The sequence below is a fragment of the Aliirhizobium sp. YIM B11859 genome (assembly GCF_057163345.1).
Map to the genome: position 1 here is coordinate 182,826 of NZ_JBXHAY010000007.1, position 25,921 is coordinate 208,746.

The 25,921-nt window shown below is 60.7% G+C and carries 29 protein-coding genes; 16 read left to right on the forward strand and 13 right to left on the reverse strand.

The window, feature by feature from the left end; genetic code table 11:
• Positions 1–15: 15 nt before the first annotated feature.
• The 3 genes from AC2GXZ_RS24310 to AC2GXZ_RS24320 are packed head-to-tail and all read left to right on the forward strand — an operon-like array spanning position 16 to position 1,575.
• A complete protein-coding gene (locus AC2GXZ_RS24310) occupies positions 16–774 on the forward strand; it encodes a heme ABC transporter permease (RefSeq protein ID WP_483761796.1) in 759 nt (252 codons plus the stop codon).
• Between the two features lies 1 nt (position 775).
• The gene (gene ccmD, locus AC2GXZ_RS24315; protein ID WP_483761797.1) at positions 776–967 is read left to right on the forward strand and encodes a heme exporter protein CcmD; all 192 of its coding nucleotides are present in this window, start codon (positions 776–778) and stop codon (positions 965–967) included.
• Positions 964–1,575 (forward strand): DsbE family thiol:disulfide interchange protein, encoded by a 612-nt coding sequence (locus tag AC2GXZ_RS24320; RefSeq protein WP_483761798.1) that lies wholly within the window; start codon positions 964–966, stop codon positions 1,573–1,575. Before ccmD ends, AC2GXZ_RS24320 begins: the two co-directional genes overlap by 4 nt.
• 42 nt (positions 1,576–1,617) lie before the next feature.
• Here the strand turns inward: AC2GXZ_RS24320 and AC2GXZ_RS24325 are convergent, their stop codons facing one another.
• The 6 genes from AC2GXZ_RS24325 to dapF form a co-directional block, all read right to left on the reverse strand.
• Positions 1,618–2,799 carry a GGDEF domain-containing protein gene (locus AC2GXZ_RS24325; protein WP_483761799.1) on the reverse strand — a complete coding sequence of 394 codons (1,182 nt, stop codon included), beginning with the start codon at positions 2,797–2,799 and terminating at the stop codon, positions 1,618–1,620.
• A gap of 112 nt (positions 2,800–2,911) precedes the next feature.
• Entirely contained in the window at positions 2,912–3,496 is a 585-nt protein-coding gene (locus AC2GXZ_RS24330; RefSeq protein ID WP_483761800.1) for a DUF2585 domain-containing protein, read from the reverse strand.
• Positions 3,496–4,167 (reverse strand): septation protein A, encoded by a 672-nt coding sequence (locus AC2GXZ_RS24335; RefSeq protein ID WP_483761801.1) that lies wholly within the window; start codon positions 4,165–4,167, stop codon positions 3,496–3,498. The genes AC2GXZ_RS24330 and AC2GXZ_RS24335 overlap by 1 nt, the downstream gene beginning before the upstream one ends.
• 54 nt (positions 4,168–4,221) lie before the next feature.
• Positions 4,222–5,568, reverse strand: coding sequence for a signal recognition particle-docking protein FtsY (gene ftsY / locus AC2GXZ_RS24340; RefSeq protein WP_483761802.1), 1,347 nt, complete (start codon positions 5,566–5,568; stop codon positions 4,222–4,224).
• Between the two features lie 19 nt (positions 5,569–5,587).
• Positions 5,588–6,874, reverse strand: a complete 1,287-nt coding sequence (mtaB, locus tag AC2GXZ_RS24345) for a tRNA (N(6)-L-threonylcarbamoyladenosine(37)-C(2))-methylthiotransferase MtaB (protein WP_483761803.1) — start codon at positions 6,872–6,874, stop codon at positions 5,588–5,590.
• Complete coding sequence (gene dapF / locus AC2GXZ_RS24350) at positions 6,871–7,773, reverse strand: diaminopimelate epimerase (RefSeq protein ID WP_483761804.1); 903 nt, start codon at positions 7,771–7,773, stop codon at positions 6,871–6,873. The genes mtaB and dapF overlap by 4 nt, the downstream gene beginning before the upstream one ends.
• 168 nt (positions 7,774–7,941) lie before the next feature.
• Here dapF and AC2GXZ_RS24355 point away from each other — a divergent pair, with 168 nt between their 5' ends.
• Complete coding sequence (locus AC2GXZ_RS24355; RefSeq protein ID WP_483761805.1) at positions 7,942–8,613, forward strand: spermidine synthase; 672 nt, start codon at positions 7,942–7,944, stop codon at positions 8,611–8,613.
• Between the two features lie 19 nt (positions 8,614–8,632).
• Here AC2GXZ_RS24355 and AC2GXZ_RS24360 read toward each other — a convergent pair whose 3' ends face one another.
• On the reverse strand, positions 8,633–9,220 hold the full coding sequence (locus AC2GXZ_RS24360; RefSeq protein WP_483761806.1) for a biliverdin-producing heme oxygenase: 588 nt from the start codon (positions 9,218–9,220) through the stop codon (positions 8,633–8,635).
• Positions 9,221–9,274: 54 nt separating this feature from the next.
• Entirely contained in the window at positions 9,275–10,360 is a 1,086-nt protein-coding gene (locus AC2GXZ_RS24365) for an MBL fold metallo-hydrolase (RefSeq protein WP_483761807.1), read from the reverse strand.
• Between the two features lie 304 nt (positions 10,361–10,664).
• Between AC2GXZ_RS24365 and ffh the strand changes: the two genes are divergently transcribed.
• The 6 genes from ffh to rplS all read left to right on the forward strand — a co-directional run bounded on the left by ffh (position 10,665) and on the right by rplS (position 15,226).
• Positions 10,665–12,245: a signal recognition particle protein gene (ffh, locus tag AC2GXZ_RS24370; protein WP_483761808.1), complete on the forward strand. Its 1,581-nt coding sequence runs from the start codon at positions 10,665–10,667 to the stop codon at positions 12,243–12,245.
• A gap of 11 nt (positions 12,246–12,256) precedes the next feature.
• Entirely contained in the window at positions 12,257–12,565 is a 309-nt protein-coding gene (locus AC2GXZ_RS24375; RefSeq protein WP_483761809.1) for a chorismate mutase, read from the forward strand.
• Between the two features lie 117 nt (positions 12,566–12,682).
• The gene (gene rpsP / locus AC2GXZ_RS24380; protein WP_483761810.1) at positions 12,683–13,042 is read left to right on the forward strand and encodes a 30S ribosomal protein S16; all 360 of its coding nucleotides are present in this window, start codon (positions 12,683–12,685) and stop codon (positions 13,040–13,042) included.
• A gap of 125 nt (positions 13,043–13,167) precedes the next feature.
• Positions 13,168–13,761: a ribosome maturation factor RimM gene (rimM, locus tag AC2GXZ_RS24385; protein WP_483761811.1), complete on the forward strand. Its 594-nt coding sequence runs from the start codon at positions 13,168–13,170 to the stop codon at positions 13,759–13,761.
• The gene (gene trmD, locus AC2GXZ_RS24390) at positions 13,761–14,444 is read left to right on the forward strand and encodes a tRNA (guanosine(37)-N1)-methyltransferase TrmD (protein WP_483761812.1); all 684 of its coding nucleotides are present in this window, start codon (positions 13,761–13,763) and stop codon (positions 14,442–14,444) included. Before rimM ends, trmD begins: the two co-directional genes overlap by 1 nt.
• Before the next feature lie 239 nt (positions 14,445–14,683).
• Positions 14,684–15,226: a 50S ribosomal protein L19 gene (gene rplS, locus AC2GXZ_RS24395; RefSeq protein WP_483761813.1), complete on the forward strand. Its 543-nt coding sequence runs from the start codon at positions 14,684–14,686 to the stop codon at positions 15,224–15,226.
• Between the two features lie 80 nt (positions 15,227–15,306).
• Here rplS and AC2GXZ_RS24400 read toward each other — a convergent pair whose 3' ends face one another.
• Complete coding sequence (locus AC2GXZ_RS24400) at positions 15,307–16,614, reverse strand: MFS transporter (protein ID WP_483761814.1); 1,308 nt, start codon at positions 16,612–16,614, stop codon at positions 15,307–15,309.
• A gap of 188 nt (positions 16,615–16,802) precedes the next feature.
• Between AC2GXZ_RS24400 and AC2GXZ_RS24405 the strand changes: the two genes are divergently transcribed.
• The 3 genes from AC2GXZ_RS24405 to AC2GXZ_RS24415 are packed head-to-tail and all read left to right on the forward strand — an operon-like array spanning position 16,803 to position 19,106.
• Positions 16,803–17,600 carry a transporter substrate-binding domain-containing protein gene (locus AC2GXZ_RS24405; protein WP_483761815.1) on the forward strand — a complete coding sequence of 266 codons (798 nt, stop codon included), beginning with the start codon at positions 16,803–16,805 and terminating at the stop codon, positions 17,598–17,600.
• A gap of 40 nt (positions 17,601–17,640) precedes the next feature.
• Complete coding sequence (locus tag AC2GXZ_RS24410; protein WP_483761816.1) at positions 17,641–18,477, forward strand: amino acid ABC transporter permease; 837 nt, start codon at positions 17,641–17,643, stop codon at positions 18,475–18,477.
• A complete protein-coding gene (locus tag AC2GXZ_RS24415) occupies positions 18,474–19,106 on the forward strand; it encodes a class I SAM-dependent DNA methyltransferase (RefSeq protein ID WP_483761817.1) in 633 nt (210 codons plus the stop codon). Before AC2GXZ_RS24410 ends, AC2GXZ_RS24415 begins: the two co-directional genes overlap by 4 nt.
• A 121-nt stretch (positions 19,107–19,227) precedes the next feature.
• Here the strand turns inward: AC2GXZ_RS24415 and AC2GXZ_RS24420 are convergent, their stop codons facing one another.
• Positions 19,228–20,253: a GAF domain-containing protein gene (locus tag AC2GXZ_RS24420; RefSeq protein ID WP_483761818.1), complete on the reverse strand. Its 1,026-nt coding sequence runs from the start codon at positions 20,251–20,253 to the stop codon at positions 19,228–19,230.
• Between the two features lie 345 nt (positions 20,254–20,598).
• Between AC2GXZ_RS24420 and leuC the strand changes: the two genes are divergently transcribed.
• A complete protein-coding gene (gene leuC, locus AC2GXZ_RS24425; RefSeq protein WP_483761819.1) occupies positions 20,599–22,008 on the forward strand; it encodes a 3-isopropylmalate dehydratase large subunit in 1,410 nt (469 codons plus the stop codon).
• Positions 22,009–22,245: 237 nt separating this feature from the next.
• On the opposite strand, the gene AC2GXZ_RS24430 is transcribed toward leuC, so the two are convergent.
• Positions 22,246–22,809 (reverse strand): L,D-transpeptidase family protein, encoded by a 564-nt coding sequence (locus AC2GXZ_RS24430; RefSeq protein ID WP_483761820.1) that lies wholly within the window; start codon positions 22,807–22,809, stop codon positions 22,246–22,248.
• Between the two features lie 146 nt (positions 22,810–22,955).
• Between AC2GXZ_RS24430 and AC2GXZ_RS24435 the strand changes: the two genes are divergently transcribed.
• Both AC2GXZ_RS24435 and AC2GXZ_RS24440 read left to right on the forward strand, forming a co-directional pair.
• The gene (locus AC2GXZ_RS24435) at positions 22,956–23,636 is read left to right on the forward strand and encodes a response regulator transcription factor (protein WP_483761821.1); all 681 of its coding nucleotides are present in this window, start codon (positions 22,956–22,958) and stop codon (positions 23,634–23,636) included.
• Complete coding sequence (locus tag AC2GXZ_RS24440) at positions 23,636–24,091, forward strand: cyclic nucleotide-binding domain-containing protein (protein ID WP_483761822.1); 456 nt, start codon at positions 23,636–23,638, stop codon at positions 24,089–24,091. Before AC2GXZ_RS24435 ends, AC2GXZ_RS24440 begins: the two co-directional genes overlap by 1 nt.
• A 196-nt stretch (positions 24,092–24,287) precedes the next feature.
• Here AC2GXZ_RS24440 and AC2GXZ_RS24445 read toward each other — a convergent pair whose 3' ends face one another.
• The gene (locus AC2GXZ_RS24445) at positions 24,288–25,088 is read right to left on the reverse strand and encodes an exodeoxyribonuclease III (protein ID WP_483761823.1); all 801 of its coding nucleotides are present in this window, start codon (positions 25,086–25,088) and stop codon (positions 24,288–24,290) included.
• Between the two features lie 128 nt (positions 25,089–25,216).
• A complete protein-coding gene (locus AC2GXZ_RS24450; RefSeq protein ID WP_483761824.1) occupies positions 25,217–25,867 on the reverse strand; it encodes an outer membrane lipoprotein carrier protein LolA in 651 nt (216 codons plus the stop codon).
• Positions 25,868–25,921: the final 54 nt, after the last annotated feature.

The window sequence follows — 25,921 nt, forward strand, 5'->3', positions numbered from 1 at the left end:
CGGTTAGAAAGTCCCATGCCCGAGAGCCTCGCAATCACCAAACTATCCGACCTCGCCAATCCGACGCGGTTCCTGGGGCTGGCAGCCCGTATCCTGCCGTGGATGGCCACGATCACGGCGATCCTGTTCGCAATCGGCCTCTACATGAGCTTCACCACCGAAGGTGACTACCAGCAGGGCATGACGGTCCGGATCATGTATATCCACGTCCCGGCAGCCTGGCTGTCGATGATGTGTTATTCGGTCATGGCGGCTTCGGCTATCGGCACGCTCGTCTGGCGCCATCCGCTGGCGGACGTCAGCCACAAGACCGCGGCCCCGATCGGCGCCGCCTTCACCCTGATCGCGCTCGCCACCGGCTCGCTCTGGGGCAAGCCGATGTGGGGCACATGGTGGGTCTGGGATGCCCGACTGACCTCGGTTTTCGTGCTGTTTCTCATGTATCTCGGCCTGATCGCCTTCAACCGCGCCATGGACGATCCGGGCAAGGCTGCACGCGTCTCCGCCGTGCTGATCCTCATCGGCTTCGTCAACATCCCGATCATCAAGTTTTCGGTCGACTGGTGGAATACCCTCCACCAGCCCGCCAGCGTCATCCGCATGGGCGGCCCGACGATCGACAGGGAATTCCTCTGGCCACTGCTGATCATGGCGATCGCCTTCACCCTCCTGTTCTTCACCCTGCATATCGCCGCGATGCGAAACGAGATCTGGCGCCGCCGCGTCACCGCCCAGCGTCGCATGGCTGCCCGTATGGCAGGCAAGGAGACGTAGCATGAGCCACACATTTTATATCAGCGCCTCCTATATCGTCGCCGCCATCGTCACCCTCTGTCTGATCGCCTGGGTCTGGCTCGATGGCCGCGCCCGCAAACGCGAACTCGCGGAGCTCGAAGCATCCGGCATCCGCCGCCGTTCGGCCCGCCCGCAGGTGACGCCGGAAGCAGAAAACGGGGCATCGTCATGACCTCCGAGACGGACGATACCAGCCTCAAGCCGCGTCGCGGCTTTGCCCGTTATGCGCTGGCACTCATTCCGCTGGCGGTCTTTGCCGGTTTTGCCGTGATCGCCGGCAAGATGCTTTATGACCAGGATGTCAACGGGCTCGACGTGTCCGCCATCCCCTCGGCGCTGATCGGCAAGACCGCACCGTCGCTCGCGTTGCCGCCGCTCGAAGGCTCCAATACCCCGCCGCTTGCCGACGCTGCAGTCAAGGGCAAGCTGACGCTGGTCAACGTCTTCGCATCCTGGTGCGTGCCGTGCCGGCAGGAACATCCGATGCTCAAACAGCTTTCGGGCGATAGCCGGCTCAACATCGTTGGCATCAACTACAAGGACCGCAACGACAACGCGCTGCGTTTCCTCGGCGAACTCGGTAATCCCTACAAGGCGATCGGCGTCGATCCGAACGGCAAGGCGGCGATCGACTGGGGCGTATACGGCATTCCGGAAAGCTATCTCGTCGGCCCGGACGGCACGATCCTTTACAAGAAGGTCGGACCGTTCGATGAGCGCAGCCTGACCCAGGATCTGCTGCCCGCGATCGAAAAGGCCTCGGCCGCCGCCAAAAGCTAGATCATCCCGGACAAAGCCTGAGGCACGTCGCTTCAGGGTGGTTCAGGAAACGATCCGCAGCGGCGGCGGACCTTCGGGCGGACGCAGCCCTTCCGTCACCACCCTGTTGCGGCCGGAATTTTTCGCCACATAGAGGCAGGCATCTGCCCGGGCGATGGCATCATGCACCGAGTGATCGCCCGGCGCCGTCACCGAAACACCGAAACTCGCGGTGATCAATGCGTCGATCCCGTACTCGCGCCAGCTCATTTCGACAAAGGCGAGGCGTGCCTCCTCAGCCATATGCGTGGCATCATCACGGGTAACGCCCGGCAGAAAGCTGACAAATTCCTCGCCGCCGAAACGCGCGATCGCAGCACCCTTGAGCGTTGCCCGCAGCCTCTGCGCAAAACCGATGATCACATGGTCGCCGGCCGCATGGCCGAACCGGTCATTCACCTGCTTGAAATGATCGATATCCCCGACGATGACAGCTCCGGCGGGAAAGGCCCCGCCCTTTGCCGCCGGCAAGGCCTGCTCGAAACCACGCCGGTTGAAGAGGCCCGTCATCGGATCGCGCTCGGCCGCGTCGCGATGTCCGGTGACCACATCCGATACGACAGAACCAAGCACCGTCAGCGCCATGACGAAGCCGACAATGCTCGCCGTCACCTGCATCAGAAAGGCGTAATCGGAAGACAGGAACTGGTCGAGCGATTCAAAGCTGTCGGCCGATGTCGAGGCCAGCAGGGTGACGACCCGGACCGCCGTCTCGACCACCACCAGCGCCGCCATCACCACCAGCAGGCGATCGATCGGCGACCTGGCATGCCTCCATACCGAAACGATGGAAATGGCAAAAAGGATGGCAAGTGAGGTGTCGCCGATGGCAAGCTGCGACCTCAGGTTCTCTCTGACAAGGATGAACCAGCAGACGGTGGCAAAGGCGAGAAACGCAAATAAAAGCCTCGGCAGAAGCAGGCTTGGACGCTGGAAGCGGACAAGAAGCGCCTGGCCATAAAACAGGAAGGCACTGAAAAACAGCGCATTGGCGACAACTGCCTGGACGGCAAGCGGCAATGCGTTACCGACAATCGGAAAGGCAAAACCGAGCGCCGAGAGAATATAGCCGAACCCCCAGCAGCGCGCCGAGCCGGGCGACCAGCGGTCGGCGATCAGGAAGATCGTACCGAACACCAGAAAAATGAACGGCAATAAATAAGCAAAATTATCGGTCTGTTCCATCTGACCCTGCGCAGAAAGCGATCATGCGTCCTGTCGGTAATAGAACAGCCCTAGGCCGAGAATGTTAACAATTCAACGCCAGCAGAGGGCAAGATCCCCCCTCTGCACAGGTTCATCCGATCGCGCCCTGCCAGGTCTTGATCGCCTCGACCGGCCAGACCAGCATCAGCACGTTAAGGGTAAGGTTGTCGCGAATAAGCCAGCCGGTAAACAACTCGAAAAACACCGCGACCGCAATTGTCAGCCAGACCGGCATGCGCGATGCGAAGACGAAACCGAGCGACATGAACACCGTGTCCATCGCCGAATTCAAGATGCTGTCGCCGGAATAACCGAGCGCCATCGTCGCGGTGCGGTAACGGTCGATGATCAGGGGAGAGTTCTCGGCAATCTCCCAGGCAGCCTCGATCAGCACTGCCAGCGACAGCCGGGCCGAAAGCGGCGCACGGCGCAGGACAAGCCATCCGAGACCGTAAAACAGGAAACCGTGAATGATGTGCGACGGCGTATACCAGTCGGCCAGATGCTGCGAATTGCCGGGCGAATTCACCGCCGGCTCGAACAGTTTTACATAACCGCACTCACAGATCGGAACCCGGCCCATCGCATAAAGAATGGCAATCTGCAGCAGCAGAAGGGCAAGGGCGGCAAACAGCCAGCGCCGGCCGGAGACACCGGCTTGCGGCGTCGATACCATCACTTGTCGCCCTCTGGACCGGCAACAGGCTCCGCCGTCGCCTCGCTTTGAACCGTATGACGCATGATCAGCGGCATCTGCGACAGCGTAAACAGGATGGTGATCGGCATCGTTCCCCAGACCTTAAAATTGATCCAGGCCTCATCGGAGAAATTGCGCCAGACGACTTCGTTGAGCACGGCGAGAATGAGAAAGAAGATGCCCCAGCGCAGCGTCAGCTTCTTCCAGCCTTCCTCATCGAGCTGGAAGGCGGCATTGAAGACGTAACCGAGCAACGACTTGCCGAACAAAAGACCGCCGAGCAGAACGACGCCGAACAGCGTGTTGACGATCGTCGGCTTCATCTTGATGAACGTGTCGTCCTGCAGCCAGATCGACAACGATCCGAACACCATGACGACGACGCCCGACACGAAGGGCATGACCGGCAGATGTTTGAAGACGATCTTCGAGATGACCAGCGAAATTACCGTGGCGACCATGAACAGCGCGGTCGCGACCAGCAACGGACCACCGATGGCAGACAGCGCCGGAAACTTGCCGACCAGCCATTCTCCCCGCAGATTGCCGAAGAAAAAGACCAGCAGCGGCCCCAGTTCCAATGCCATTTTCAGCCCTGGATTCTGCTTCTCGCTCTTGGTCGGCGTGATGTCGCTTTCGATCGTCTGCATGGGACCCAACTTAAAATCTGTCGTTATCTGGAGCCAAATCGTTACTTCGTGTCATCAATGCGGCACAGGCGAAAGACCTGCAATCGCCTCGGCGAAATCCTTCGCTTCGAACGGCTCGAGATCGTCGACACCTTCACCGACACCGATGAAATAGACCGGCAGCCGGTGCTTGGCGGCGATCGCGACCAGAATGCCGCCCCGCGCCGTGCCATCGAGCTTGGTCATGATCAACCCGCTGACGCCGGCGACGTTGCGGAAGATTTCCACCTGGTTCATCGCATTCTGCCCGGTCGTCGCATCGAGCGTCTGCAGCACGGTATGCGGCGCGTCGGGATCGAGCTTGCCCAGCACGCGGACGATCTTTTCCAGCTCCGCCATCAGCTCGGCCTTGTTCTGCAGCCGGCCGGCCGTGTCGATGATCAGAACGTCGGATTTGTTTTCCTTCGCCTGCACATAGGCGTCATAGGCAAGACCCGCCGCATCGGCGCCGAGCTTCGTGCCGATGAACTCCGAATTGGTACGATCCGCCCAGATCTTCAGCTGTTCGATCGCCGCTGCACGAAACGTGTCGCCGGCGGCCAGCATGACCTTGAGGCCCGAGCCGGAGAGTTTCGCCGCCAGTTTGCCGATCGTCGTCGTCTTGCCGGTACCGTTGACACCGACGACCAGAATGACATGCGGCTTGTGATTGAGGTCGAGCTGCAGCGGCTTGGCGACCGGCGCCAGCACCTTGGTAATCTCCGCCGACATGATCTTCGACACATCCTCGCCGGTCACGTCCTTGCCGTAGCGCTCGGCAGACAGCGTGCCGGTGATCCGCATCGCCGTCTCGACCCCGAGATCGGCCTGGATCAGCAGGTCCTCGAGATCTTCCAGCGTCTCGTCATCGAGTTTGCGCTTGGTGAACAATGCTGCGATCTGGCCGGTCAGCTGCGACGAGGTGCGGGCAAGCCCTGCCCGCAGCCGCTGGAACCAGGTCAGCTTCGCCGGCGGCACGACGGCAACGATTTCGGGCTCGGCAGCGGACGTGGAAAAACCCTTGGGCAGAACGGGCTGCGTGACAGCAACATCTTCGGAGGGGAGTGTATCCGCGGCAACAGCCTCGCCATCAACCTCGGCGACAGCCTCGGCCTCCAGCAGTGACAATGGCACGACACCGAGATCGGACGTTTCCTCGACGCCTGGAAGAACCGCAACGGCCTCATCATCCACCGCGACATCGCCCGAAGGACCGCCGGCAGTCTCGATCTCCGCCGGTGCAACCGGATCAGCATGCGTGACCGGCAGGACTTCAGCGGCAACGACGTCCGCGACGGGCGAATGATCTTCAACCGGCTTTTCCGCAGGCAGATCGGCGGGTTTGTCGCCGAAGGTGAAGACGCGTTTGATGAAACTTACCATTACCTACAATCCGTTCCGGTCAGGCTGCCTGCTCGTTAAGAGCCGCGGCCACGACCCGCATGTCGAGATGTTTGCCATTATGTCCCGTAATCATAACGCGCTGGATGTCGCGGGGAACCAGCCCCGGCGCTGCAACCAGCGAAAAGTTTTCCGTATGCGCCATGCCGTTCATTTCGACGATGATCGTCTGTTCGGTGCCGACCATGCGGTCGAGGTGGGCCTGATTGAGCGCCTCGCCGCGCGCGCGAAGGCGTGCGGCACGATCCTTGACCAGTGCCCGGTCGACCTGCGGCATACGCGAAGCCGGCGTGCCGGAACGCGGGCTGTAGGGAAAGACATGCAGGAAGGAGATGCCGGCCTCTTCGGCAAGCGACGCCGCGCCTTCGAACATCTCTTCCGTTTCGGTCGGGAACCCGGCAATCATGTCTGCGCCGAAGGCGATCTCGGGCCGCAACCGCCGCGCCTGTTCGATAAAGGCCAGCGCGTCGGCACGGCTGTGGCGCCTTTTCATCCGCTTCAGGATCATATCGTCGCCATGCTGCAGCGACAGATGTAAGTGCGGCATGAAACGCGGTTCGTCGGCGATCAGGTCCCACAGATGCGTGTCGGCCTCGATACTGTCGATCGACGACAGCCGCAGCCGCAGGATTTCCGGCACCTGTTTCAACAGCGTCTTGGCCAGATAACCGAGCGTCGGCTGGCCGGGCAGATCGGCGCCGTAGCTTGTTGCATCGACACCGGTGAGTACGATCTCGCGATAGCCGCTCGCCACAAGCTTGCGCGCCTGTTCGACGACCGCACCCATCGGCACCGAGCGGGAATTGCCGCGGCCGTAAGGAATGATGCAGAAGGTGCAGCGATGGTCGCAGCCGTTCTGCACCTGGATAAAGGCGCGCACATGCCCGTCGATATGCCTGACCATCTGCGGCGCCGTCGCCTTGACGCTCATGATGTCGTTGACGCGCAGCTTTTCTTCCGCCGACACGCCGAAATCCGGCAGGCCGCGATAGGAATTGGCCGTCAGCTTTTCCTCGTTGCCAAGCACGGCATCGACTTCCGGCATGTCGGCAAAGGTCTGTTTTTCGGTCTGCGCTGCACAGCCGGTGACGATAATCCGGGCATGCGGGTTTTCCCGTCGTGCCCGGCGGATCGCCTGGCGGGCCTGCCGCACCGCCTCGCCGGTGACGGCACAGGTATTGACCAGCACGGCATTGTTGAGCCCGGCCTTTTCGGCCTGCGCCCGCATCACTTCCGATTCATAGGTATTGAGCCGACAGCCGAAGGTTATGACCTCGACGCCGCTCAATTTGCCTTCACCTCGGGTTCGGCATCGCGCGAAAAAACACCGGTCAGCGGATCGACCTTGCCGGACCATTCCCATTCGGCCGGCCCGGTCATGACGACGTGATCATTGTCCCGCCATTCTATGACGAGCGGCTGGCGGGTCGGCGCGGAGGCCACATCGATCGTCACCTTGCGACCGGTACGGCCGGTACGCGCAGCCGAAACCGCTGCCGCACAGGCGGCCGAACCACAGGCGAGCGTCAGCCCGGCGCCGCGTTCCCAGGTGCGGGTGCGCAGCGCATCGCCGGATGTCACCTGCGCCAGCGTGATATTGGCCTTTTCCGGAAACATCGGATGGTTTTCCAGAAGCGGCCCGAACCGTTCGAGATCAAACGTCATCGGATCCTTGTCGACCCAGAAGATAGCATGCGGATTGCCCATCGACATGACGGCGGGCGAATGCAGGATCGGCTGATCGATCGGCCCGATCTGCAATTCGATGCGGCTCGTGTCGAAGAACTCTTCCGACAGCGGGATCCTGTCCCATTGGAACACCGGCTTGCCCATGTCGACCGAGATCGTCCCGTCCTCATGCTCCTGCGCATTCAATATGCCGGCCACCGTCTGGAAGGTGAAGGTCTTGCGGCCGGTCTCGGAGGAAAGCGCCTGCACCACGCAGCGTGTGCCATTGCCGCAGGCCTGCGCCTTCGAGCCATCGGAATTGAGGATATCGATAAAGGCATCGGTGCCTTGCGCCTTCGGATCATGGATCGCCATGATCTGGTCGAACTGGGTTGCCGGATCGGCATTCAGCGCAATCGCGGCGTCAGCCGTCACCTTGTCGGTGCGGCCGCGCATATCGACGACCAGGATCTTGTTGCCAAGCCCGTTCATCCGCGCGAATTCGACCTGTCCTGCCATGATGCTGATCCATTTGCGGGCGTCAAACCAACAATCGCCCCTCTCTTCAGGCGTATATGGCCGAAAGTGCCACAAATTACCAGTGGCGTGGCCCGCGCATCCTTAACCGTGAAAGAATGGCGCATCGCCCTTTGCCATGTTAGGGGAGCCGTAAAAGAGGCTTTGAACATGCTCCCCTGGGTTCAACTGGACAGCGCGAAAATACCCGATGACGACGGCGAACTGCGTCTGAAGCAGCGCGGCCAGGAATTTTCCATCATGCTCGGCTCGAACGAGCTGATGAACAGCCGGCTGAGCGGATCGGAAGAGGCGCTTGCGACGCTCTCATGGGAGAAGATCAGCGACAGACAGAAGCCGTCGATCCTGATCGGCGGGCTCGGCATGGGCTTCACCCTGCGCGCAGCGCTGGCAATCCTTCCGCCGGACGCGACCGTCACCGTCGCCGAACTGGTGCCTGCAGTGGTTAAATGGGCGCGCGGCCCGATGGCCGAGGTCTTCAAAGGCTGCCTCGACGATCCGCGCACGAAAATCCATCAGGGCGATGTCGGCGAACTCATCCGCGGCTCCAAATCACGCTTCGATGCCATATTGCTCGATGTCGACAATGGCCCGGATGGCCTGACGCGCGACAGCAACGACGCGCTTTATAATGGCCGCGGCCTGCGCTCTGCCCGCGAGGCGCTACGCCCCGGCGGCGTCCTGTCCGTCTGGTCATCCGGCCCGGATTACGGCTTCACCAAGCGGCTGAATGATGTCGGATACGAAACCGAGGTCGTCAACACCCGCGCCAATGGCAAGCGTGGCGCAAAACATGTGATCTGGGTAGCGACGCGCCGCTGAGGCGCGGTCGCAAAACCGGTCAGCCGAAGATATCCTCGACCAGAGCATGCACGCGTCGAAACGCCGCCTTGGCGCCTTCTGCCGCCTCGAGCTCTTCCGCTTCGCTCATCGGCAGGTCGTTATACGCCGAGACGAAATTGCGCCAATGCAGCCCGCGACCATCCGGATGGCCGGCAAGATGGCGTGCACCGAAATCATCCGAAAGACCGATCTTCGCCGCTTCCTTGCGCAGGAAGGCGGCACCGAGATTGGAGCCCTCGGCAACATAGACCCAGCCCAGCGCCGCGGCCGGCGTCAGCGGACCGGTGGTTGCGGTGAGCACGTCCGCAACACCGCCGAGATCGGCAATATCCTGGCACAAGGCCTCGTAGCGGTTCCGTTCGGAAAGCCCCGGCAGACGGCGATTCAGTTCTTCATCTGCATAAAGCGGCGCCACATCGGCGTGGAAATTGTGCTGCACATCGAGGAACAGCGCATAACGTTCGCGGCTGGCAAACGGCTCCGCCCGCATGATGCGCTTGTCGAGCGTATCGTGGGTGCCGGTGGTCAGCGCCTTCAGACGCTGGATACGGGTGGATTCCGCCGGACGGTCTAGCTCGATCTGCATTTCTTGCCTCTTGAACTCATGTTTTCTGCATCAAGCAAATGACGACCCGGCAAGTCAAGCGGGACTTGGCCCCGGAACCTCGAAAACTTCACCCGGTCGCATCGCCCGAAAACGCGCGCGGGCGATCCCGCGTTGATCAAGTGCCGTATTGAGCGCCTCGACCGGTTGCTCGATGCCTTCATTGGTCAGCTTCACCGTACCCCAGTGATGTCCCGCAACGAAAGAAGCGCCGCAAAGTTGCATGCCTTTCACGGCTTCCTCCGGATTCTGGTGCTGTGCCTCCATGAACCAGCGCGGCTCATAGGCCCCGAAAGGCAGGTTGGCCAACCGGAACGGCCCATGTTTTTCGCCGGCGGCACGATAGTTGATGCCCTGGTGAAAGCCGGTATCGCCGATATGATAGATCTTGCCGGCCGGCGTTTCGAACACGAAGGCGGCCCAAAGCGCCATCCGCCGATCGCCGATCCCGCGCGCCGACCAGTGATGGCAGGGCTCGCAATGGAAAGTGACGCCGGGCCCGACCGCTTCGCTGCCACCCCAGTCCATCACAGTGATCTTCGCCTCCGGCACGCGCGACCGGATCAGCGTGTCATTGCCAAGCGGCGTGACGAAATGCGGCTTGTCGCGCCCCTGCAGAACCCACAGCGTTTCCAGATCCATGTGGTCGTAGTGATTGTGCGTAACCAGCACGATGTCGATCGGCGGCAGGTCGCCGATGCGGATGCCGGGCGGGTTTACGCGCTTGGGACCGGCAAAGTTGAACGGGCTGGTGCGCTCCGACCAGACCGGGTCGGTCAGAATATTCAATCCCGCAACCTGGACCAGCATCGAGGCATGGCCGACCATGGTGACCACGAGGCGATCGCCATCGATGCGTGTCTCCGGCACGGCCTGCGGAAATGGGCTGGTGAACGTTTCGGGCCAGGGAATATTGCCGTTGCCGAGTTTCCAACGGAGCAGGTCCAGCCCGCCGCGCGGCTCAACCCCGCCCGGATTGAAAAAGCTCGTCCCGTCGAAATGATCGCTCACTGGACCGGAATAATACTTGTTGCCAGCCATGGCACTCCTCGCGGTCATACCGCCGGCAAGTGCTGCTATGGCTGCAAGACCGGACCATTTGAAAAATTTGCGACGGTTCATGCTTCTTGTATAAGAAGCCGTCTTTCGCGCTTCAAGCGCAGGATGGGCCGCCACGCAGATGTTATGACTGCCCCGCGCACCTTGACTCTTCCCCCCATTTCCTGTTTAAGCCCGGCCATCTGCTGACAAGTCACGACTTGGAGCCGCCGACCGGGGCCGACATACTGAGCCCGGAGGTCAACATCCGACAGCGCGTTGCGCCCTCGGGTGCTTTTTGGCTTTGCGCGCTTCTGACGTCTTGTTTTTGCCGGCAAAAGACCCGACGTTTTTGGGACAATCCCCGGAAGCGAAGAAGGAAGAAGCGATGTTTGAAAACCTCCAGGACCGTCTTGGCTCCATTCTGAATGGACTGACCGGCCGTGGCGCATTGAGCGAAGCGGATGTCTCCGCCGCCCTGCGCGAGGTCCGCCGCGCGCTTCTGGAAGCCGACGTGGCGCTCGAAGTCGTGCGCGCCTTCACCGACAAGGTCCGCGAAAAGGCAGTCGGCGCCGAAGTTCTGAAGTCGATCAAACCCGGCCAGATGGTCGTCAAGATCGTCCATGACGAGCTGGTCGAGATGCTCGGCTCCGAAGGCGTCAGCATCAGCCTTCAGGCCGCCGCACCCGTCGTCATCATGATGGTCGGCCTGCAGGGTTCGGGTAAGACGACCACGACCGGCAAGATCGCCAAGCGGCTGACCGAGCGTGACAAGAAAAAGGTGCTGATGGCGTCGCTCGATACGCGCCGTCCCGCAGCCCAGGAACAATTGCGTCAGCTCGGCGTCCAGACCGGTGTCGATACGCTGCCGGTCATCGCCGGCCAGTCGCCGACCGATATCGCCGCCCGCGCCGTACAGGCTGCGAAACTTGGCGGCCATGACGTCGTTATCCTCGACACCGCCGGCCGCACCCATATCGACGAACCGCTGATGCAGGAAATGGCGGAGATCAAGCGGAAGTCCAATCCGCATGAAATCCTGCTCGTGGCCGATAGCCTGACCGGTCAGGACGCCGTCAATCTCGCCCGCAATTTCGATGAACGCGTCGGCATTACCGGTCTTGTTCTGACCCGCATGGACGGCGATGGCCGTGGTGGTGCAGCGCTTTCGATGCGCGCCGTCACCGGCAAGCCGATCAAGCTGATCGGCGTCGGCGAAAAGATGTCGGAGATGGAGGAATTCCATCCCCGCCGTATCGCCGACCGCATTCTCGGCATGGGCGATATCGTCTCATTGGTCGAAAAGGCTGCCGAAAACATCGACGCGGAAAAAGCCGCGGCGATGGCCAAGAAGATGCAGTCGGGCAAGTTCGACCTGAACGATCTGGCCGACCAGTTGCGCCAGATGAAATCGCTCGGCGGCATGGGTGGCATCATGGGCATGATGCCGGGCATGTCCGGCATGAAGGACAAGCTCGCCGCATCCGGCATGAACGACAAGATGTTCGACCGCCAGATCGCCATCATCGGCTCGATGACCAAAGCCGAGCGCTCCAATCCGGACATGCTGAAACATTCCCGCAAGAAGCGCATCGCCGCGGGCTCCGGCACTGATGCTGCCGAAATCAACAAGCTTCTGAAAATGCACCGCCAGATGGCCGACATGATGAAAATGATGGGCGGCAAGGGCAAGGGCGGCATGATGAAGCAGATGATGGGTGGCCTTGCCGGCAAGATGGGCCTTGGCGGCATGGGTGGTATGGGCGGCATGCCCGACCTGTCGAAGATGGATCCGAAACAACTCGAAGCCCTGCAGAAGCAGGCCGAAGCCGCCGGCCTCAAGCCGGGTGGCATGCCGGGTCTTCCGGGCGGTGGCCTCGGAGGGGGAATGGGCGGCCTTCCAGGTTTCGGCGGAGCGAAACTGCCCGGGCTCGGCGGCTTCCCCGGCCTGCCCGGCAAGAAGAAGTAAGGAGATTTTCCGTGGTTGAAGAAGATGTGAAGGCAAGGCTTTTGAGCTACCGCCAGTCGATCGACAATATCGATGCCGCACTGGTCCATATGCTCGCCGAGCGCTTTCGCTGCACCAAGGAAGTGGGCGTTCTGAAAGCCCAGTACGAATTGCCGCCGGCAGACCCGGCGCGCGAGGAATACCAGATCGAACGTCTTCGCCGCCTGGCGAAGGAAGCCAATCTGGATCCGGATTTCGCCGAGAAGTTCCTGAACTTCGTCATCAAGGAAGTCATCCGGCATCATGAAGCAATCGCCGCCGAACACGGCGGTGCGAAATAACCAGCATGACCCGAGCCGCTTTAAAGCGGCTCAGACAAACGATGGACCACCGGATGGTGGCCCCAAACAAACCCCGGCCCGCCAAAGGCGACCACCGGAAACCTAAGGAGTAATACAATGTCCCTGAAGATTCGTCTCGCCCGCGGTGGTTCCAAGAAGCGTCCTTACTACACCGTCGTCGTTGCCGACGCCCGTTCGCCGCGTGACGGCCGTTTCCTCGAAAAGCTCGGTTCCTGGAACCCGATGCTTTCCAAGGAAGACGCAAAGCGCGTTGAACTGAACGAAGAGCGCATCAAGCATTGGCTCGCTGCCGGCGCACAGCCGACCGACCGCGTTCTGCGCTTCCTCGCTGAAGCCAACATCGCGACCCGCGAAACCAAGAACAACCCGGAAAAGGCAAAGCCGGGCAAGCGCGCTCAGGAACGCGCTGCTGAAAAGGCTCAGAAGGCTGCCGACGCCGCCGCTGCTGCAGAATAATATCTGCAAGCTTCCATCTGGCGGGCAGTGCGGCAACGCACTGCCCGTTCTGCGTTTTGCATAAGCCCGCGTTGCACACAGAGCCGTTCATGGCTAAATGAGCGCAGAACAATCGGAAGCCCGGCATGACAAAGCTCGAAAACCCCATCCTGATGGCGACGATCGGAGCCGCCCAAGGCCTTCGAGGCGAAGTGCGGGTCAAATCCTTCACTGCCGAACCACTGGCCCTCGGCGACTACGGCAAGCTTTATGCCGAAGATGGCCGCATCTTCGAGATCCTTGAAATCCGCGAGGCAAAGACCGTCGTTGTCATCCGTTTCCGCGGCGTCAACGATCGCAATGCGGCGGAAGCCCTCAACGGGCTGGAACTGTTCGTCGAGCGCGACAATCTCCCCGACGACGAACTCGACGAGGACGAATTTTATTATGCCGATCTCGAAGGCCTCGAGGCCGTCGATGCCGATGGCAAGAGCTATGGCACGGTCAGCGCCGTTTTCGATTTCGGCGCCGGTGACCTGCTTGAACTGAAAGGCCCCGGCCGGCGCCCGGCCCTCATTCCATTTTCCGAGGCAGCCGTGCTGGAAATCGATCTCGAAACCGGCAGGATCCTCATCGATCCGCAGGCAGCCGGCCTGATCGAGGATCCGAGCGACCGCGATCCGATGGCCGCCAGCAAGCGCCAGTCCAATCCGCGCCGGGACAGCGGCAAGGACGAGTGATGACTTTTCGTGCCACCATCCTGACGCTCTATCCCGAAATGTTTCCCGGCCATCTCGGCCTCTCCTTGTCCGGCAAGGCGATGGAACGGGGCGACTGGTCGCTCGATACGGTGCAGATCCGCGATTTTGCCGAGGACAGGCATCGCACCGTGGACGACACGCCGGCCGGTGGCGGCGCCGGCATGGTGCTGAAACCCGACATTCTGGCGAAAGCGATTGACTCCGTCGCCGCAGATACGCGCCCCCGCCTGCTGATGAGCCCGCGCGGCAAACCATTGACCCAGGAACGCGTGCGCGAATTGGCCGAAGGCGAAGGCGTCGTCATCGTCTGCGGCCGTTTCGAGGGTGTCGACCAGCGGGTGATCGATGGCCGCGATCTCGAGGAGGTCTCGATCGGCGATTATATTCTCTCCGGTGGCGAGCCGGCGGCGCTGACCGTTCTCGACAGCGTCATCCGTCTCCTGCCCGGCGTCATGGGCAATGTCCATTCGGGTATAAATGAAAGCTTCGAGCACGGCCTGCTGGAGCATCCGCATTACACCCGCCCTCAGGTTTTCGAAGGCCAGGAAATCCCGTCCGTGCTGACCTCCGGCAATCATGCGGCGATCGAGAAGTGGCGACTGGAACAGGCTTTGCGCCTGACCGGCGAGCGGCGCCCCGACCTTCTGCAGTCCAAAGACTGACAAACTGCGGAAAATCGGCGGAAATCTTCGCCGCACACGTCACAAAAGCGCAATCTGCGGGGTGACAAACGCCCGCCCTTCGTGTATCAGCCGGCGCGGAAATGGGAAAAATCCCGTCGACCAGCAACAAAGAATGGCGAATTCGCTAGCCCGCAAGGCACGTCGCGAGGCCCTCGGATGAGGTGACCAAGGACGGGAGGCGCTCTGGCTGTTTCAGAAGAACTGAAAAGGTTTGACCGATGAACATCATCCAGCAGCTGGAAGCCGAACAGGCAGCCAAGATCGAAGCTAAGCGCAAGCTTCCCCCATTTGAAGCCGGCGACACCGTCCGCGTCAACGTCCGCGTCACGGAAGGCACTCGTACCCGCGTACAGGCCTATGAAGGCGTCTGCATCGCCCGTTCCGGCGGCGGCATCAACGAGAGCTTCACCGTTCGCAAGATCTCCTACGGCGAAGGCGTCGAGCGCGTATTCCCGGTCTACTCGCCGCTCGTCGAAGGCGTCGAAATCGTTCGCCGCGGTAAGGTCCGTCGCGCCAAGCTCTATTACCTGCGCGATCGTCGCGGCAAGTCGGCTCGTATCGTCGAGAACACCGGCACCCGCGCCCGCAAGCTGAACGACGCCGAGCGCGCTGCAGTTGCCGAAGAAAAGGCACGCATCGAAGCCGAAAAGATTGCAGCAGCACAGGCACTGGCCGCCGAAAAGGCAGCACAGGAAGCCGCTGAAGCCAAGGCTGCCCAGGAAGCTGAAGCAGCAAAGGCTGCCGAAGGTTCTGCAGAATAAGATCTGCCGTTACGGCATGAGAAAAGGCGGCCTCCGGGCCGCCTTTTTTGTTTGTCGCCTTTGCCGTCTATCGGCGCCCTTTATCTGGAATGACTGGGTTTTGCGGAAACCTTGGCAGCATCCTGCGTCCGCCCCAGCGTCTGGCCGACGACGATCACCAGAACACCGGCGATGGCAAGGCAGGCCGCCAGGAAAAACATCGGCGCGATCTTGCTGCCCGTTGCATCGTTGATCCACGGCACGACATTCTGGGCAACGAAACCACCCAGATTGCCGACCGAGTTGATCGCGGCAAGACCCGCCGCCGCACCCGCGCCTTTCAGGAACCGCCCAGGCAGGCTCCAGAACACCGGCTGGCCGGCAAAAATACCCGCAGCCGCGACGCAGAGGAAGGCGAACTGCAGCACCGGCGACGCGACCAGGACCGAAAGCGCCAGGCAGGCCGCACCGACAAAGGCCGGAATGACGATATAGGGCGTCTTTTTCTCCGTCTTGTCGGCCGCAGCCGGCACCATCCACAATGCGATTGCCACGATCAGCCACGGGATGATGTTGATGAAGCCGTTCATCGTGTTGGAGACGCCAAAACCCTTGACGATGGTCGGCAGCCAGTAGCTGAGCCCATAGGCCGCCAGCGGAAAGCCGACATAGCAGAGCGCCATCAACAGCACGCGCGGATTGACCAGCGCCTTGAAGCCGTGATCGGCATCCTTCTCCATCCCGGCATTTTCCTTGGCGAGACGATCCTTGAGCCAGGTCTTTTCCTCATTGCTAAGGAACTTCGCCTTTTCCGGCGTGTCGTCGAGATAGAAAAGCGTCACGATACCCGCAAGCACGGCCGGAACGCCGGTGGCGAGGAATACCCATTCCCAACCGCGCAGGCCAAGCGCGCCGTCGAGATCAAGCAACATGCCGCCGAGCGGTGCGCCGACCGCATTGGCAAGCGCGCTGAAAATCATGAACAGTCCGACCATCCGGCCGCGATAATCCTTCGGGAACCACAGCGTCAGCAGATAGAGAACGCCCGGAAAGAAACCCGCCTCACAGACGCCGAGCAGGAAGCGCAGGATATAGAACATCGTCATGTTCTGGGTGAACGCCAGCCCGATCGTCACCAGCCCCCAGGAGACCAGGATACGGGCAAACCAGATCCTCGCCCCGAAACGGGTGAGGAACAGGTTGGCGGGAACCTCGAAGATGAAATAGCCGATGAAGAACAGCGACGCGCCAAGACCATAGGCATATTCGCTCATGCCGAGCGAATCGACCATCTGCAGTTTCGCGTAGCTGACATTCTGCCGGTCGATATAGGCGATCAGGTAGAGAAGCCCGAGAAACGGCATCAAACGCCATGTAATCTTTGAGATAATATCTTTTTCGGTAACCAAGGCACTCCTCCCGGCCAACCCGGCCAATGCTTGAAACAACCAAGGGTGATCTAGTCGCCTTCTGACGAACGGCAAGTGGTGCAAGTTTGCGGTGCAGCATCAAGGCTGCCTCCGGCATGCGATCCCACTTGCCATTTTTGACGAATTGATGAGAGTTGGGAGGACAACTTTACCGGGGGATTGAACCGATGCTGACCAGACGCGCCACCCTTGCCGGCCTTGCTCTCGCAATGCTCGGCCCTGCTCTTGCAGCAGCGGAGACCCTTCCCGATCTGAAGGGTCGCTCGGTCGTGGTGGTCACCGAAAACGCCTATCCGCCGCTGCAATTCGTCGACCCGAAATCCGGCAAGGCGATCGGCTGGGAATATGACGCGATGAACGAGATCGCCAGGCGGCTGAACGCCAAGCTCGAATACCAGAACACCTCCTGGGACGCGATGATCCAGGCCGTGTCCGATGGACAATACGACATCGGCATGACCGGCATCACCATCAAGGACGACCGCAAGGAGAAGGTCGATTTCTCCGATCCCTACATGCGCTCCGAACAGTTCATGCTGGTACGTGGCGATGAAAAGCGCTTCTCCGACGCCAAGAGCTTTGCCGCCGTCGAAGATGCGCTGGTCGGCGCCCAGCCGGGCACCACGCCCTTTTATACCGCAGCCTACGAGGTTCTCGACGGCAACGAGCAGAACCCGCGGATAAAGCTGTTCGAGACCTTCGGTGCGACAGTGCAGGCATTGAAGACCGGTGACGTCGATACGGTTCTCACCGATGGAACCGCTGGCAAGGGCTATGTCGATGCCTCGAATGGAGGCCTGAAGCTGGTCGGCGGCCCGCTCGGCGCAGAGGATTTCGGTTTCATCTTCAAGAAGGGCTCCGATCTCGTCGCGCCGGTCAATGCGGCGATCGCGGCCTTGAAGGCCGATGGCACGCTCGACGCGCTGAACAAGAAGTGGTTCCTCGACTACAAGATGGGCCAATGAACGGCACCGGCATTGACAGAACCGCCGGGGTCAGGAGCTGATGGGTTTCCAGACCCTGCCGACATCCGGCAGCGATGCCGAGCGGCCATGGTGGCTTTATGCCTTGATCGTGATCGGGCTCGCCATCGCCGCCATCATCGCCGTCAATGATCTTTACACCCAGGTCTTTTTAACCGTCGCCCGCGGCATCGGGATAACGGTGTTTGTCAGTGTCGTCTCTTTCGCGCTGGCCTGCGCGCTTGGCCTGCTGATCGCGCTGGCCGGCCTGTCGGGCAGTGTCGCGCTGCGCCAGACCGCACGCTTTTATGTCGAGGTCGTGCGCGGCATCCCGGTCCTCGTGCTGTTGTTCTACATCGCCTTTGTCGGCGCCCCTAGCCTTGTCAGCCTCTACAATTTTCTGATCACGCCTTTGGTGGACGGCGGTTGGCTGCAGCCGGCGCAGGTGCGCGATGTCTCGCTGATGTGGCGGGCGATCATCGCCCTGACGATCGGTTATTCCGCCTTCATCGCCGAAATCTTTCGCGCCGGTTTCCAGTCGATCGACAGGGGTCAGATCGAGGCGGCCATGGCCCTTGGCCTCAGTCGCACTCAGCGTTTTCGCCTGATCGTTTTTCCGCAGGCTATCCGCGTCGTTTTTCCGCCGCTGTCGAATGACTTTGTCGCCATGGTCAAGGACAGTTCGCTGGTCTCGGTCCTGGGCGTTGCCGATATCAGCCAGGCGGGCAAGATCTACGCCTCCGGCTCCTTCCGCTTTTTCGAGACCTATTCGATCGTCGCCTATATCTATCTGATCCTGACGATCGGCCTCTCCATCCTGCTGCGGCAGGTCGAAAAACGTATGCGCGAAAAGGGAACCAGGAAGGGGAACGGCAGATGAGCGAACGCAAAAGTGAAGGACTGGCAAAGGTTTATGCCTCAAAATCTGATGACGAACTGACCGCTGCTTATGCCACATGGTCGACCGATTACGACCGCGAGAACCTGTCCTCCGGTTATTGCCTGCCCTTCATGATCACCGCCTGGATCGCCCGCTATCTCGGCATTGATGCCGGTCCGCTGCTCGATGCCGGCTGTGGCACCGGCCTTTCCGGCCCGTATCTCAAGGCGCTCGGCTACCAGTCGGTGGAAGGACTGGATTTTTCTCAAGAGATGCTGGCGCTTGCGCAAAACCGCGGCGCCTATGACAGGCTGGAGCGCGCCACGCTTGGCGAGCAACTGCCCTGGCCGGACGGACATTTTTCCGCTTTTCTCTCCACCGGTGTGTTCACCGAAGGCCACGCGCCGGCCGCGAGCCTGTTCGAGCTCTGCAGGATAACCCACCCTGGCGGCTACGGTATCTTTACTGTCCGCGACAAGGTGTTCGAGGCCGGCGGATTTGCCGATGTCTTCGCCGAGCTTTTTGCCCGCGGGGTCTGGCAGCCGGTCGAGGAAAGCCCGCTCTGGCGCTCCTACGCGGTCGACGAACCCGACGTGCTGGTCAAGGCCTATGTCTTCCGTATCCGCTGATCCAACGCACGTTCAGCCCTCAGCGCAATTCCAGCAGAAGTGGGAACCGGTTTTGCGCCCGCAATTGCATTTAAACAGATAGATAGAGCTGTTTCGCGTTTCGAAGAAAGGCGGAAATGCTCTAGCGGAGCACGAAGCGATCGCGGCCAGCCTGCTTTGCCTGATAAAGCGCCTCGTCGACCGCCTTTAGCAGGCCGAGCCTCTCGGAACCGGCATCGGGGGCGAGTGCCGCCCCGATGCTGAGCCGCGCGTTGACGATCTTCTCGTCGACGACGAAGGGGCGGCGGAATTCCTTCAGCAGGCATTCTGAAAGCTCGGAAAGAGCCGAACTGTCCGGCGGATCGGGCACGAAGATGGCAAACTCGTCGCCCCCCATCCGCACCACGACATCCTGGGCGCGCACGCATTCGCTGATGCGCTTGGACGCATAGGTCAAGACCAGATCGCCGGCATGATGGCCAAGTGTATCGTTGATTGCCTTGAACCCGTCCATGTCCAGATAGAGCACGCCGAACCCCTGCTGGGACGACAGCGCATTGTTGAGCATGACGTCGATCAGTGAAACCAGCGCCGAGCGATTGTAGAAGCCGGTCAAAGGATCGGTCATTGCCGCCAGCTTCAGCTTTTCCTCGGCAAATTCCATCATGAACTTCGCCTTCTGCAGCCGCAGCAACCCGCTGGCGACATCGGCAAACTGTTTCAGAGTGCGGATTTCGCCATCACTGAAATCGCGCTGGCGCGTATCGATCAGGCAGAACGAACCGACCGGCATGCTCGGGTCGAGCGACACCGGCGCGCCGGCATAGCTGCGAAAGCCCGGTTCGCCTCTGACATAGGGCATGTCTGACAATTCCGGATGGCGTGTGAGATCGGGGATGATCACGACCTCATTGGCAAACACGACGCGGGAGCAGATCGACACGTCGCGCGAGCAGGCGGCAATCTCGATCGTACCCACCTGGCAGGCGACACGCTGCCAGTCTTCGTCAACGATATTGACGGCTGCAACCGGGCTGCCGAATACGTCCTTCGCCAATTGCACCAGTGACATCAGTTCCGGTGTCGAATACCCATCCGGCGCGATCAGCGAACGGACGGACAGCATTCGTTCGGCTTCGTTGCCGGGGAGCCGGACTGCGAGAGCCATTTGCACCTCCTCGTCGCGCCCTCCCCCGCCACAGGGAATTAGGACGCAAAATTAGAGCCTTCTCACTGACCTGCTTGTTGCATGGTCATTCTTTCGAAACAATTGCCGTCATTCCAAAAAACTGCTAATGAAGCCGCCATGGGATCGAAATTCGGATGCCTTGCGAACAGTTTTATCGTGCTGCAGGACCACAAGCGTCTGCCGGCACGCTTTTTTGCGCGCGTATCCGGCGCTCTCAACAGCCGACTTAGCTGACGGTCGTCTAAACGCGACCCGTGCTGCGGTACACGCTTTTGCCGCCACCTCTCCCCTTTTCAAAAACCTGTTCTTCAACGGATGGCAGCCATGAGCGCACCCCGCACTTTGTACGATAAAATCTGGGACGACCACGTCGTCTCTCAGGACGAAAACGGCACCTGTCTTCTCTATATCGATCGTCACCTGGTTCACGAGGTGACGTCGCCACAGGCTTTCGAGGGTTTGCGCATGGCCGGCCGCAAGGTGCGTTCGCCGGAGCGCACGCTGGCCGTCGTCGACCATAACGTGCCGACCTCACCTGATCGCCACATCGGCATCAAGAATGAAGAAAGCCGCATCCAGGTCGAGGCGCTGGCCCAGAACGCCCATGATTTCGGCGTCGAATATTATTCCGAAAAGGATGTCCGCCAGGGCATCGTCCATATCGTCGGGCCGGAACAGGGCTTCACCCTGCCGGGCATGACCATCGTCTGCGGCGACAGCCACACCTCCACCCACGGCGCCTTCGGCTCGCTGGCGCATGGCATCGGCACGTCCGAGGTCGAGCATGTTCTGGCCACCCAGACGCTGGTGCAGAAGAAGGCGAAGAACATGCTGGTGCGCGTCGACGGCACATTGCCGGAAGGCGTCACCGCCAAGGACGTCATCCTGGCGATCATCGGCGAAATCGGCACTGCCGGCGGCACCGGCCATGTCATCGAATTCGCCGGCGAGGCAATCCGTTCGTTGTCGATGGAAGGCCGCATGACCGTCTGCAACATGACGATCGAAGGCGGCGCCCGCGCCGGCCTGATCGCGCCTGACGAAACAACCTTCGAATACATCAAGGACAAGCCCCGCGCGCCCAAGGGCACCGCCTGGGACATGGCCGTCGATTACTGGAAGACGCTGCACACGGATGAAGGCGCCCATTACGACAAGGTCGTTATCCTCGATGCCGCCAACCTGCCGCCGATCGTGTCCTGGGGTTCGTCTCCGGAAGATGTCGTTTCCGTTCAGGGCATCGTTCCCAATCCGGACGACATCCAGGAAGAAAACAAGCGGACCTCCAAGCAGCGTGCGCTCGACTATATGGGCCTGAAGGCCGGCACGAAGATGACCGACATCACCATCGATCGTGTCTTCATCGGCTCCTGCACCAATGGCCGTATCGAGGATCTGCGCGCTGCCGCCAAGGTCGTGGAGGGCAAGAAGGTTGCCTCGACCGTCTCTGCGATGATCGTTCCGGGCTCCGGCATCGTCAAGGAAATGGCGGAAGCCGAAGGCCTCGACGTGATCTTCAAGGATGCCGGTTTCGAATGGCGCGAGCCGGGCTGTTCCATGTGCCTGGCGATGAACGACGACCGCCTGAACCCTTACGAACGCTGCGCTTCGACCTCGAACCGCAATTTCGAGGGCCGCCAGGGCTACAAGGGCCGCACCCACCTGGTCTCACCGGCCATGGCGGCCGCGGCGGCGGTTGCTGGTCACTTCGTCGATATCCGTGAGTGGAAGTGAGTGGTTGATGGTGAGGGGGACATCGCGGTCCCCTCACTTGCGATTTCTAACACTTAGCCTCTGGCTAAGATGTTGAAATCGCTTTCTCTCCCACAAAGGGGTGAGATGCCGGGGGAGGCACCCTCGTCGCCTACCTCTCCCCTTGTGGGAGAGGTTACAAAATCAAGATCTTAGCCAAAGGCTAAGTCTTAGATTTTGTTGGTGAGGGGATCTCTCCCCTCGCCGTCCATGGCATCCTCATCCCACCACCTTCACCACAGTTCCCCGCCTCAAATACGGCAGCAACCGCTGCATGTCCCGCGCACTGACCGCGATACACCCGGCCGTCGGTTGATATCCCGGCTTGATCAGATGAAAAAAGATCGCCGAGCCGCCATAGCGTTTGCGTGAAGAGATGTTCCAGTCCATCACCAGACACACGTCGTAAAGCCCGTCCGCCCGCGTCATCTCCTCATGGCTCGGCTTGAACCCGCCGCCTGATCGCTTCGTCACCAGACGATTATAGGCTGCATGTTTCGGGTCGTCGCACCACAGCATGTCACCCCTGATCCGCGCCATCGCAAGCGGCGTCTGCGGCAGCCGGATCCGCTCGCCGCGGGTAAAACCGGAGATCAGCTTCATTGACGCGATCGGTGTCGCGCCATCCCCTTCCCGCTTGAAGGCGGTCGCTCCCGAACGGCCGATCGCCGCCCTGATCGTCAGCCCGTCGACGGAAACGATGGCCCGCTGCCGGTTGCCGGGCGCTGTCCGCACCGTGACGATTGATTGTTTTTGGGGGTTTTGCACACGGAAAAGCGGCATTTTCTCACGAGCTTTTGCTTTGAATATGATTTTGTTTGAATTCATAGCATGTTGGGAATTACATCACAGAGCCCTAGATACCTTGCGAATCTGCTGGCCTCACCGGCGCGGATGCAATCACGGGCGACACGAAAGGCGACAACCGTATGGCAAGAACGATACTCCTGGTGGATGACGACAATGATCTGCGCGAGACGCTGGTCGAACAATTGTCGTTATACGACGAGTTTTCGCTGTTGCAGGAAGAAAACGCCACAAAGGCCATGAACACGGCAAAGACCGCCCAGGTCGATCTGCTGATCATGGATGTCGGCCTGCCGGACATGGATGGCCGCGAAGCCGTCAAGCTTCTGCGCAAGGCGGGCTTCAAGGCACCGATCATCATGCTGACCGGCCACGATACCGACAGTGACACGATCCTCGGACTGGAAGCCGGTGCCAACGATTATATCGTAAAACCCTTCCGCTTCGCCGTGCTGCTCGCCCGTATCCGCGCCCAGCTGCGCCAGTACGAACAGAGCGAGGACGCCACGTTTACCGTCGGTCCCTATTTGTTCAAGCCGAGCCAGAAACTGCTGACTACCGACGACGGCAAGAAGATCCGCCTCACCGAAAAGGAAGCGGCGATCATCCGTTATCTCTACCGTGCCGGCCAGAAGGTCGTCACCCGCGACGTGCTGCTGGAAGAAGTCTGGGGTTACAATTCCGGCGTCACCACCCACACGCTCGAAACCCATGTCTACCGTCTTCGCCAGAAGATCGAGCGCGACCCGTCCAGCGCCGAGATCCTCGTGACAGAAAACGGCGGCTACAAGATCGTTCCCTGATGGCACTGAACGACGATATCAGGCTGCTCTCGAGCGTGCCGCTGTTCCGTGAACTGGATGGCGACCAGCTGCGTCTGGTCGCGTTCGGGGCAGAACGCCGTTCGCTCTCCGAGGCGCAGGAACTGTTTCGCGAGGGTTCGCCCGCCGAAGCCGCCTATATCGTCGCCAAGGGCCAGATCGGGCTTTATGCGGCAGACCGGATGGGTGACATCCGCCACCAGAAGACTGTTGGCCCGGGCACGCTTTTATCCGAACTGGCGCTGGTGACGATGGTGGAACGCAAGTTCACCGCCGTCGCCGCTTCCGATGCCGAAGTGATGAAGATCAACCGCCAGCTTTTCCAGCGCCTGCTGGAGGAATACCCCCAGGTCGGCCGCCTGATCGAGGCCCGCATCCGCGAGAATATCGCCGGATTGGCCAAGGCCGCAGCCGCGATGGAACATCGGTTCCGGTAGGTTTTGGAGTGTTGGCGCCGTTAAACCATGGCGCAGCCCCTCACCCTAACCCTCTCCCCGTAAACGGGGCGAGGGAACGTGCCCCGCTCAAGGGTAGAGCGAGACGAACACGACGCGGCATATGTCCTTCTCCCCGTTTACGGGGAGAAGGTGCCGGCAGGCGGATGAGGGGCCGCCGCTTGCTCCGCACGATAAATCAGAACTTGAACACCGCCGTCACCGGCACATGGTCGGACGGCTGGTTCCAGCCTCTCGCTTCCTTGAGAATCTCGATCCGGTCGAGGGACGGCCCGAGATCTGGTGACGACCAGACGTGGTCGAGGCGGCGGCCCTTGTTGGCCGCTTCCCAGTCCTTGGCCCGGTAGCTCCACCAGGTATAGATCTTTTCCGGTTCTGGCGTGTATTGCCGCATCAGGTCCAGCCAGCCGCCCTTGGCGATGATCTCCTTCATCCCCTCGGTCTCGACCGGCGTATGGCTGACGATCTTCAGCAGCTGCTTGTGCGACCAGACATCGTGCTCCAACGGCGCAATGTTGAGATCGCCGACAAGGATCGACGACACGCCGGGCATATCCGCCTTCAGCGCCTTCATCTCCTCGACGAAATCGAGCTTGTGGCCGAATTTCGGATTGACGGTGCGATCCGGCTCGTCGCCACCCGCCGGCACGTAGAAATTATGTAAGCGAACCCGGCGCGAACCGCGCTCGAAAATCGCCGAGATGTGCCGCGCATCGCCCATGCCGCAGAAATTCTGCCTGTGGTCTTCGAGAAGCGGGATCTTCGACGCGATGGCAACGCCGTGATAGCCCTTCTGGCCATGCACGATGATGTGCTCGTAACCGAGATCGCGCAGCGGCTGATAGGGGAATTCCGGCTCCTGGCACTTGATCTCCTGCAGGCAGAGAATATCCGGCTGGTTGCGGACGATGAACTGCTGCACGATCGGCATCCGCAGGCGGACCGAATTGATGTTCCAGGTGGTGATGGAGAATGTCATGAAGAACCTCGATTTCACCTGAGGTCTAGCGCATCGTCCCGAAAATCGAAATCGATTTTGCCGCTACCCGTGAATCAAAAAGGGCCGCGTCATCCGCAGCCCTTTGAAATCCTGAAATCTGCGACCGGTCACTTCACCTGGTCGTAGGGGATGGTGAACACCTTCTCGTCGAGGTTCACGCCGGTCTGGACGTTGTAGATCATCACCGACGTGTCCTTGCCCTGGTTGTCGGTGATCGTCCACTGGCGCAGGTCATAGGTCTTGCTGTCGAACATCATGGTGATGGTCGAATCGCCGAAGATCGTCTTGTTGCCGAGCACGATCGTCGTCAGGTCGCTTTCTTCCTTCACGCCGCGTACGGCATCGTTGGACAGGTCGATCTTGTTGGCCAGAAGCAGCGTCAGCGGCGTCTTTGACAGGGGATAGATGTCCCAGGTCTTCAGCTTGACGTTACCGACCACGACATTACGGCCATCGGCGATGACGCGCAGCGGCGACGGGTCCTCGAAATTGAAGCGCAGCTTGCCGGGACGTTCGATATAGAACTTGCCGCCGGTCTGTTCGCCGCGCGGGCCGAACTGGACGAACTCACCCAGCATCGTCTTTACCGAGGAAAAATGATCGGCGATCTTCTGCGCCGCCGCACCACCGGCCGCGCCGCCCGCCCCCTGGGCAAGCGTTACGCCCGGCATCACGGCCGTGGCGGCGAGCCCAAGCAGGCCTGCGGAAAACTGCCTGCGGCCGATCCGGATGGAAAGAGGTGTCTTTTCAGTGGTCATTCTTGTCTCCATCCACATGCACTGGGCCGCAAACGCGGCGTCTTGATGACCGGT